Annotated in this window: 8 protein-coding genes; 2 read left to right on the top strand and 6 right to left on the bottom strand. The window is 48.4% G+C overall.

Annotation, left to right across the window (positions count from 1 at the left end):
- Both ABY436_RS17830 and fadA read left to right on the top strand, forming a co-directional pair.
- Window positions 1–939: 3-hydroxyacyl-CoA dehydrogenase NAD-binding domain-containing protein (locus ABY436_RS17830; RefSeq protein WP_372740282.1), on the top strand; the 939-nt coding region annotated here is incomplete at its 5' end.
- A 2-nt stretch (window positions 940–941) separates the two neighbouring features.
- The gene (gene fadA, locus ABY436_RS17825; RefSeq protein ID WP_372740281.1) at window positions 942–2,120 is read left to right on the top strand and encodes an acetyl-CoA C-acyltransferase FadA; all 1,179 of its coding nucleotides are present in this window, start codon (window positions 942–944) and stop codon (window positions 2,118–2,120) included.
- 150 nt (window positions 2,121–2,270) lie between these two features.
- On the opposite strand, the gene ald is transcribed toward fadA, so the two are convergent.
- From ald to ABY436_RS17795, 6 genes are all read right to left on the bottom strand, one after another.
- Window positions 2,271–3,386, bottom strand: coding sequence for an alanine dehydrogenase (ald, locus tag ABY436_RS17820; protein WP_372740280.1), 1,116 nt, complete (start codon window positions 3,384–3,386; stop codon window positions 2,271–2,273).
- Window positions 3,387–3,731: 345 nt separating this feature from the next.
- Entirely contained in the window at window positions 3,732–3,938 is a 207-nt protein-coding gene (locus ABY436_RS17815) for an AzlD domain-containing protein (RefSeq protein WP_372740279.1), read from the bottom strand.
- A gap of 19 nt (window positions 3,939–3,957) precedes the next feature.
- Window positions 3,958–4,737, bottom strand: coding sequence for an AzlC family ABC transporter permease (locus tag ABY436_RS17810; protein WP_372740278.1), 780 nt, complete (start codon window positions 4,735–4,737; stop codon window positions 3,958–3,960).
- A gap of 217 nt (window positions 4,738–4,954) precedes the next feature.
- Window positions 4,955–5,836, bottom strand: coding sequence for a DMT family transporter (locus ABY436_RS17805; RefSeq protein ID WP_372740277.1), 882 nt, complete (start codon window positions 5,834–5,836; stop codon window positions 4,955–4,957).
- A 112-nt stretch (window positions 5,837–5,948) separates the two neighbouring features.
- Window positions 5,949–6,692, bottom strand: coding sequence for a helix-turn-helix domain-containing protein (locus tag ABY436_RS17800; protein WP_372740276.1), 744 nt, complete (start codon window positions 6,690–6,692; stop codon window positions 5,949–5,951).
- The gene (locus ABY436_RS17795) at window positions 6,689–7,522 is read right to left on the bottom strand and encodes an MOSC domain-containing protein (RefSeq protein ID WP_372740275.1); all 834 of its coding nucleotides are present in this window, start codon (window positions 7,520–7,522) and stop codon (window positions 6,689–6,691) included. Before ABY436_RS17795 ends, ABY436_RS17800 begins: the two co-directional genes overlap by 4 nt.
- Window positions 7,523–7,563 lie beyond the last annotated feature (41 nt).

Below are 7,563 nucleotides of genomic sequence, written 5' to 3'. Positions count from 1 at the left end.
GTTAAAAAAGCAGTGTTGGCTGAAGTAGAAGGCCACATGCCTGAAGATGCGATTCTGACATCGAACACATCCACTATTTCGATTACTGAGTTGGCCAAGTCTCTGAAACGTCCTGAAAACTTCTGTGGTATGCACTTTTTCAACCCGGTGGCTTTGATGCCGCTGGTAGAAGTTATCCGTGGTGAGAAAAGTAGCGATGCTGCGATAGCACGTACGGTGTCATATGCTAAAGCGATGGGCAAAACCCCGATTGTGGTAAACGATTGTCCAGGATTCCTGATAAACCGCATTCTGTTTCCTTACTTTGGTGGTTTTTCCGCCTTGTTAAAAGATGGCGCTGATTTCCGCAAAATCGATAAGGTGATGGAAGGTTTTGGTTGGCCAATGGGCCCGGCTTACCTATTAGATGTTGTCGGTATTGATACGGCTTACCATGCCGACGCTGTTATGGCTGAAGGTTTCCCGGATCGTATGCAGCACGAAGGTGAAAATGCGATTGATCGGATGTTTACATTAGAACGTTTTGGTCAGAAAAATAGTAAAGGTTTCTATCAATATGAAATGGATCGTAAAGGTAAGCCTAAGAAGCTTGCTGATGAAGAGGTCTTTACATTATTGGAGGGGGTTCTGGGTGATGCGCGTGACTTTTCTGATGAAGAGATTATCGCACGTATGATGATCCCGCTGTGCATCGAAACCGTTCGTTGTTTAGAAGATGGTATTGTTTCCTCCGCTGCAGAAGCAGACATGGGCCTGATTTACGGAATTGGTTTTCCTCCGTTCCGTGGTGGGGCTTTGTACTACCTTGATCAGATGGGATTAGCTGCGTTCTGTGAACTGGCTGAGCAATATAAACATCTCGGTGGTTTGTACCAGCCAACTGAGCGTATGAAACAGATGGCCGCCGCTGGCGAAACCTATTTCGGCGGGGAGAAATAATCATGAGTCTGAAACCAAATGACGTAGTGATCGTAGATGGCATCCGTACCCCGATGGGGAAATCTAAGGGTGGTTCTTTTCGTAACGTTCGTGCTGAAGCATTATCGGCTGCTGTTATGCATGGCTTATTGGCACGTAACCCCAATGTTAATCCGGCTGACATAGAAGATGTTGTCTGGGGATGTGTTAACCAAACCAAAGAGCAGGGCTTCAACATTGCGCGTAATGCGCTGCTGCTAGCAGGTTTGCCGCATACCGTCGGTGGGCAAACGATTAACCGCTTGTGCGGATCTTCAATGTCAGCGCTACATAATGCCGCACAATCTATCATGACCGGTAATGGTGATACCTTCATCGTCGGTGGAGTGGAGCATATGGGGCATCTGGATATTCTGCATGGTCTTGATATCAATCCAGAGATGTCTAAACATGTCGCTAAAGCCGCCCTGATGATGGGGGTTACTGCTGAAATGCTGGGCAAGATGAACGGTATTTCGCGTGAAATGCAGGATCAATTCGGTGCGCGTTCACACCGCCTGGCAAATGAAGCACGTGAAACGGGTCGCTTTGATAACGAGATCATTCCAATCGAAGGCCATGATGAAAATGGGTTTAAGCGCTTGTTAGAGCAGGATGAAGTCATTCGCCCCGAAACGACCTTTGAAGTCTTGCAAGGTTTGCAGCCTGTCTTTGTGCCTAAGATCGGTACTGTAACGGCGGGTACTTCATCAGCATTTTCTGATGGCGCATCCGGCATGTTGGTGATGTCTGCTGAAAAAGCTCAGTCTCTAGGCTTGAAACCACGGGCAGTGATTCGTTCGATGGCTGTTGCTGGCTGTGATCCTTCTATCATGGGGTATGGACCTGTACCTGCAACGCAGAAAGCGTTAAAACGTGCTGGTTTGAAGATGGATGATATCGATTATATCGAATTGAACGAAGCCTTTGCTGCGCAGGGACTTTCTGTATTGAAAGGCCTGAAATTGCTGGATCGCATGGAAGAAAACGTCAATCTTAATGGCGGTGCTATTGCATTAGGTCACCCGCTAGGTTGCTCGGGTACACGTATCTCCACGACACTGTTAAATGTGTTGGAACAGAAGAACGGTACGTTCGGTTTAGCAACGATGTGTATCGGTATGGGGCAAGGGGTTGCGACGGTATTTGAACGTTTAAATTAACGTTTACTGTCCAATACCTTGGCAGTAATACCTTCACACAAAAACCTATTAAATAAAAAGGGCCGCTGACTGATATCAGCGGCCCTTTTTAAGTTCATTGAATGGTTTGTTGAATGGTTTGTTGGGATTTTTCTGGCTTAAAGCCGCCGACTAGCGAATTGCATCCTCTGCCGCCTGATATTCATATCCCAATACGTCTGCAACGGCTTTATAGGTGACTTTGCCACGATGCACGTTTAAGCCATTACGCAGGTGCTGATCATCACTGAGTGCCTTCTGGTAACCTTTATTGGCCAGCGCCAGAATAAATGGCAAGGTTGCGTTGGTTAAAGCAAAAGTTGCGGTACGAGCAACACCGCCGGGCATATTAGCCACACAGTAATGCACCACACCTTCTTCGATATAGATCGGGTCCTGGTGAGTGGTTGCATGCGATGTTTCAAAACAGCCGCCCTGGTCAATCGCGACATCGACTATCACGGCACCCGTTTTCATCTTTTTCAAATGATCACGCGTTACCAGCTTGGGTGCAGCTGCGCCGGGGATTAATACCGCGCCGACTACCAGGTCTGCTGCAATGACTTCTTCTTCGATAGATTCAACATTGGAGTACAGTGTTTTAAGTTGAGGGCCGTAAATCTCATCGAGTTGTTTTAGGCGCGGTAAAGAACGATCCAGAATGGTTACATCTGCACCTAATCCCATCGCCATGCGAGCAGCGTTGATGCCGACCACGCCGCCGCCAATGACGACAACTTTTGCGGGTGCAACACCCGGTACGCCGCCGAGTAAGGTGCCTAGCCCACCCTGAGCTTTTTCCAGTGAGTGTGCACCAGCCTGAATCGCCATACGTCCTGCGACTTCGCTCATAGGCGCAAGCAAAGGCAAGCCTCCGTGGTTATCGGTCACGGTTTCATAGGCAATGGCGACAGCGTCAGACTCTACTAAAAGTTTTGTTTGCTGGGGGTCTGGTGCAAGGTGAAGATAAGTGAATAATAATTGGCCAGAACGCAGCATTTTACATTCGTTAGGCTGTGGCTCTTTGACTTTGACTATCATCTCTGCGGTGGCGAAGATCTCTTCAGCAGTGTCGATGATGGTTGCACCCGCCGCTTCATATAGTTCATTGGTTAAGCCAATAGCGGTTCCTCCATCGCGTTCAATGATGAGTTGATGGCCAGCCGTTACCAGCTCACGTACTCCCGCTGGCGTCATGCCAATGCGGTATTCATGGTTCTTGATCTCTTTAGGGACGCCGATAAGCATGTCGAACCTCCAGTTGTCTCATATAGTGGTCTGAGACAGGCATTTTTTATTGTTGGGGCAAAATAAATTCAGATTAGTATTATTCAGATTAGCACTGGATTGGCAGAATATTACGATGTTGTTGATCGATAATTAGACAATATCACTGCTTCTTTGGTGGTTAATGGCAATAAAAACTGTGCCGTTGCACAAAATTGGCGTTATTTATCGGGGGATAGCTCTTATCATTGCTTAAAGACCGAAACCAAAACGAAATAAGCTAAAGGCAAGCATCCCGACAACAATGGTTGTCAGCAGGTCTTTGCGGATAAACGCTGTGATGACGGCTATCAATGAAGCCAGTAATCAAGGGTTAGTGGGGCTTACCCATAGCTGCCCTTGTGGCATCAACACCGCAGGTACGATGATGGCGGTTAATACGGCAGGCGGTACAAATCCCAGGCCAGTGCTGAGCCAGGCGGGAAAATGCACACGTCCTGCAACCGCAAACAGTACATAACGTACGCTAAACGTCACAATGAACATACCAGCAATTAACAGTGCTTCATTCATGATAACTCCTTATGCATTCCTATAACTCCTTGTTGTTTTTGTTATTATGTTGCTTACTTTGTCGCACCAGCATCATTTGACAAGATAAGCCAACAGCAATCCCGGACAGCGCGGCGAGTAACAGGCCTAGTTTGTGAGGCATCGCTGCGGTAGCTATCGCCATTGCCGCCGCAACAATAACGCAGGCCCACATCGGTTTGTTTTTAAGGTAAGGCACCACCATGCCAATAAAAGTAACTGACATTGCAAAATCCAATCCCCATTGGGTCATGTCAGGAAAGAGTTCTCCTAGCGCTACACCTATAGCGGTACATAGCACCCAATTACCATACATGGCGCAAAAAGAGCCTAAGTAGAACCAGTGTGCGTTACGAAGATCATTTTGTTGAAGGTAGCGGCTACTTACTGCAGCGAAGGTTTCATCGGTTAGCCCAAATGCCATCAAAATACGCCAGCGTTGCGGCAGGTGGCGGACTTTTGGCACTAAATTGGCGGCGTATAGGATATGCCGCAGATTAACCACGAAAGTTGTCGCAATAATAATCGGCAGTGCCGCATCTGCTGCGAGTAAGCCCAGTACGATAAACTGACTGGCGCCTGCAAACACAATGATTGACATAGCGAGGGCGCCAATCACTGATAATCCGCTGGGTTCTGCCAGTGTGCCAAAGATAATGCCGAACGGTATTGCTCCGACTATTAACGGAAAGGTGGCTTTTGCGCCACCAATGAACTCATCGCGGCGCTGCTTTTTTGATGACGCAGGTGTCGTTGAAGGTAACGTTGTTGTATGCGTCATGATTGTGTGCCATTCATCACAGGGTTACCGTTATCTGGATATCGGGCCGAGAAGATATCGATGGCCCGTTAGGATGAAGAATTTTACCAAAACCAGCTTTAACAGGCTCTGATGCTGTGAAATGAATTATATACACTTGTTGCGTAATGTTTACGCAACAGGTGACTAATTTAAAGAGAACAAGTAAAAAGTAAAGGCTTGATTGTAAGCTGGTGTTTTATGATAAGAAACGGCTTTTCCAGTTGATACCTGCTAATGCCGATCCGCCCACAATGGCAGTGCAGGCTAAGAGCAGTATCCAGCTTAATTGGGCTTCTCCTGCGGCTATTAGTAACAGAACCGAGATTAGCGGCGCAGCATAAGCGAGTATGCCGAGCAGCTGTAAATTACCATGCTTTATGCCGTAGTCCCAGGTGAAAAAGGCGATGCCTACCGGGCCAAGGCCAAGTCCTGCTATTCCTGCCCACTGCATACCTGTGCTTGGCCAGACGGTAGGTTCCCATGCAAGATGGCATAGCAGCGCTAGTATCGCGGTTACGGCACAAAACCAGCCTACCGCATCGGTGGGTACAGCGCTTACTAGTCGGCTGGCAACAGAATATCCAGACCATATGAAGGCACATGCCAGCGCTAATAAGTAGCCTGCGAGGTACTCTCTTTGAAACCCAATATCACCATTACCTATCAGTATTCCGCAGCCGAACAGTGCTAATAGGGCGCCGAGTAAGTATTTCAGCCTAAAGTGCTCACCCGGCAACAGGGCTGCGAATAGCACAATTAATAGTGGCCAGAGGTAGGCTAGCAGGCTGACTTCTACTGCCGGGGCTTTTGTCATCGCGACGAAATAACAGAAGTGGTAACCAAAGTAGCCTCCCACACCCAATATCCAAGCCAACTTGGGTTGGCGCAGGTGACGTAAACCTAAGTGCCCTTGGTACCACCAGCGTAAACTCATCAAGAGAAAAGCGATACTGAAGGTCATCGCCATCATTTGAAAAGGGGGGATCTGGCCATCAGTAAGACGGGTAAATAATGCGAGTGCGCCCCATAAAATAATCGAGATGGAGCCTATGTAGGTTGCACGCTGTACTTGGGACATTACTTCACCAACAATCATATTTGAGGGAGTACCAGTGTATGTCCCGGGAAGCACTACTGTCTTTGCTGATACAGCTGAATTCTTTGGTGATCGAGCTGAATGGGTTGTTTACCTAGCTGAACGGCTTGTCGGTATGGCGAAAGTGGCGCGGTGAATGTCCGAAGTGTTTTCTGAACCGGTCGCTGAATGCGGAAAGGTTACTGTATCCGACATGATTAGCGACCTGCTGAATGCTCATTGTGGTTGTTTCCAGTAGCTGCCAGGCCTGCTGCATACGCTTCTCAATCAGATATTGCTGGGGTGTCATGCCGAGTTGTCGTCGGAACAATTCGTTCAGCTGGCGTTGACTGAGGTTAGCCACAGCAGTAAGTGTTGTGGCGGATACAGACTCACTAAAGTGATGGTCAAGATAGCTTCTCGCCGCTTCAATACGGCGGTCTACTTGCAGGGCTTTGCCGAAACGTTCTTGTAATAATTGAATGAGTAATAAAAGCATTTGGCGTTCGCTACTGGTATTTTGAGGCGGTTTGAGTAAAAGGTTCTGGTGCAGAAAAGCTACGTAGTGTGCGAGTGCACCGTCAAGGGGAATGAACGCAGGAAGCTTCTCCAGTTCAGGTGCAAGCGCGGCGGGAACATCGGCAACAACAAAGCTGTTTAGGTCAGAGGCCGCAAATTCATGATTTTGTCCTGCACAGACGATGGCCGCTTGCCGGGGGGATACCTGACCTTCCTGGTTGCCGATATTCATGGCAAGCTGCCCGGCTATAGGAAGCACCAACTGATGGTAGTCGTGCTGGTGGGATTTAGCTTCATGACTATAGCTACGCAGGTCCAATGTCAGGTTGGTGTGCTTCATTCAACATCACGAATAAGATCAGCAGGCGCTTGTTTAATAACCTCTATTGGCATACCCGCTTCAATAACCCCGCAGTTCTGTGCGATCAGGTTCTGACCAAACAGTGCGCCACCCTCATGCGCGCGGCGGTATTTTAGCATGGTTCGCAGCGGTTCCTGGTGTGGGTTGAATTCGATGGAGTGGGGTGGCAAAGTCGTCAGCTTACAGCGTTCACAAGGTGAGTGAACAGTAAAGCGGACTTCGCCAATTTGAATCTCTTGCCAGTCATCTTCCGCAAAAGGGAGGTTGCCGCTGGCAACCAGGTTGGGTCTGAATTGCTGCATAGCGATGAAGTCAGGGCAGCGCTCTTGTAGCCAATCGAGTGATGCTGTGCTGGTTAATAGCAGCGGATAGCCATCGGCAAAGCTGACTTGTTGCTCTGTGAAATCCTTGATAGGACGCTCTGTTTTTTCACCAAAAAATAGCAGTTGGCAAGGCGTGTCTAAAAATGCGCTAACCCATTGTTGTGCCTCTACACCACAATGCTGTGCTTGCATGAGCTGCTTCCATACCTCTGTTTCCCGGTAATCGTCCAGATAATCAGCTTCATGTAATTCCAGAGTGGGTGCGCCTTGGGCGGCGAGGATTACACCGCCATCAAACGGTGTTGCCATTAGTTGAGTGAGCTTGGGGTACTTGCGGGCCGTCATAAAAACCCCGTTTTCATCAGCCACCATATAACGGCGATCTCCACTTAATCCGAGTTCATCTATCCAGCCACGGCTGAGCTCAATGGGAGCACAGGACTTTACCGGGTGCTGGTGAATACTATGTAAGTAGATATCGCTCATGAACTGAATCCCTGTTGTGCTAAATAGTCGTGCTAATCACT

The sequence above is a fragment of the Neptunomonas sp. genome (genome assembly GCF_041601355.1).
Taxonomy (GTDB): domain Bacteria; phylum Pseudomonadota; class Gammaproteobacteria; order Pseudomonadales; family Balneatricaceae; genus Neptunomonas.
The sequence above is the reverse complement of the archived record's forward strand: the minus strand, read 5'-3'. Positions and strand labels throughout refer to the sequence as shown.

Coding starts and splice junctions, on each gene's coding strand:
- fadA (WP_372740281.1), top strand. CDS start 942: ATGAGTCTGAAACCAAATGACGTAGTGATCGTAGATGGCATCCGTACC.
- ald (WP_372740280.1), bottom strand. CDS start 3,386: ATGCTTATCGGCGTCCCTAAAGAGATCAAGAACCATGAATACCGCATT.
- ABY436_RS17815 (WP_372740279.1), bottom strand. CDS start 3,938: ATGAATGAAGCACTGTTAATTGCTGGTATGTTCATTGTGACGTTTAGC.
- ABY436_RS17810 (WP_372740278.1), bottom strand. CDS start 4,737: ATGACGCATACAACAACGTTACCTTCAACGACACCTGCGTCATCAAAA.
- ABY436_RS17805 (WP_372740277.1), bottom strand. CDS start 5,836: ATGTCCCAAGTACAGCGTGCAACCTACATAGGCTCCATCTCGATTATT.
- ABY436_RS17800 (WP_372740276.1), bottom strand. CDS start 6,692: ATGAAGCACACCAACCTGACATTGGACCTGCGTAGCTATAGTCATGAA.
- ABY436_RS17795 (WP_372740275.1), bottom strand. CDS start 7,522: ATGAGCGATATCTACTTACATAGTATTCACCAGCACCCGGTAAAGTCC.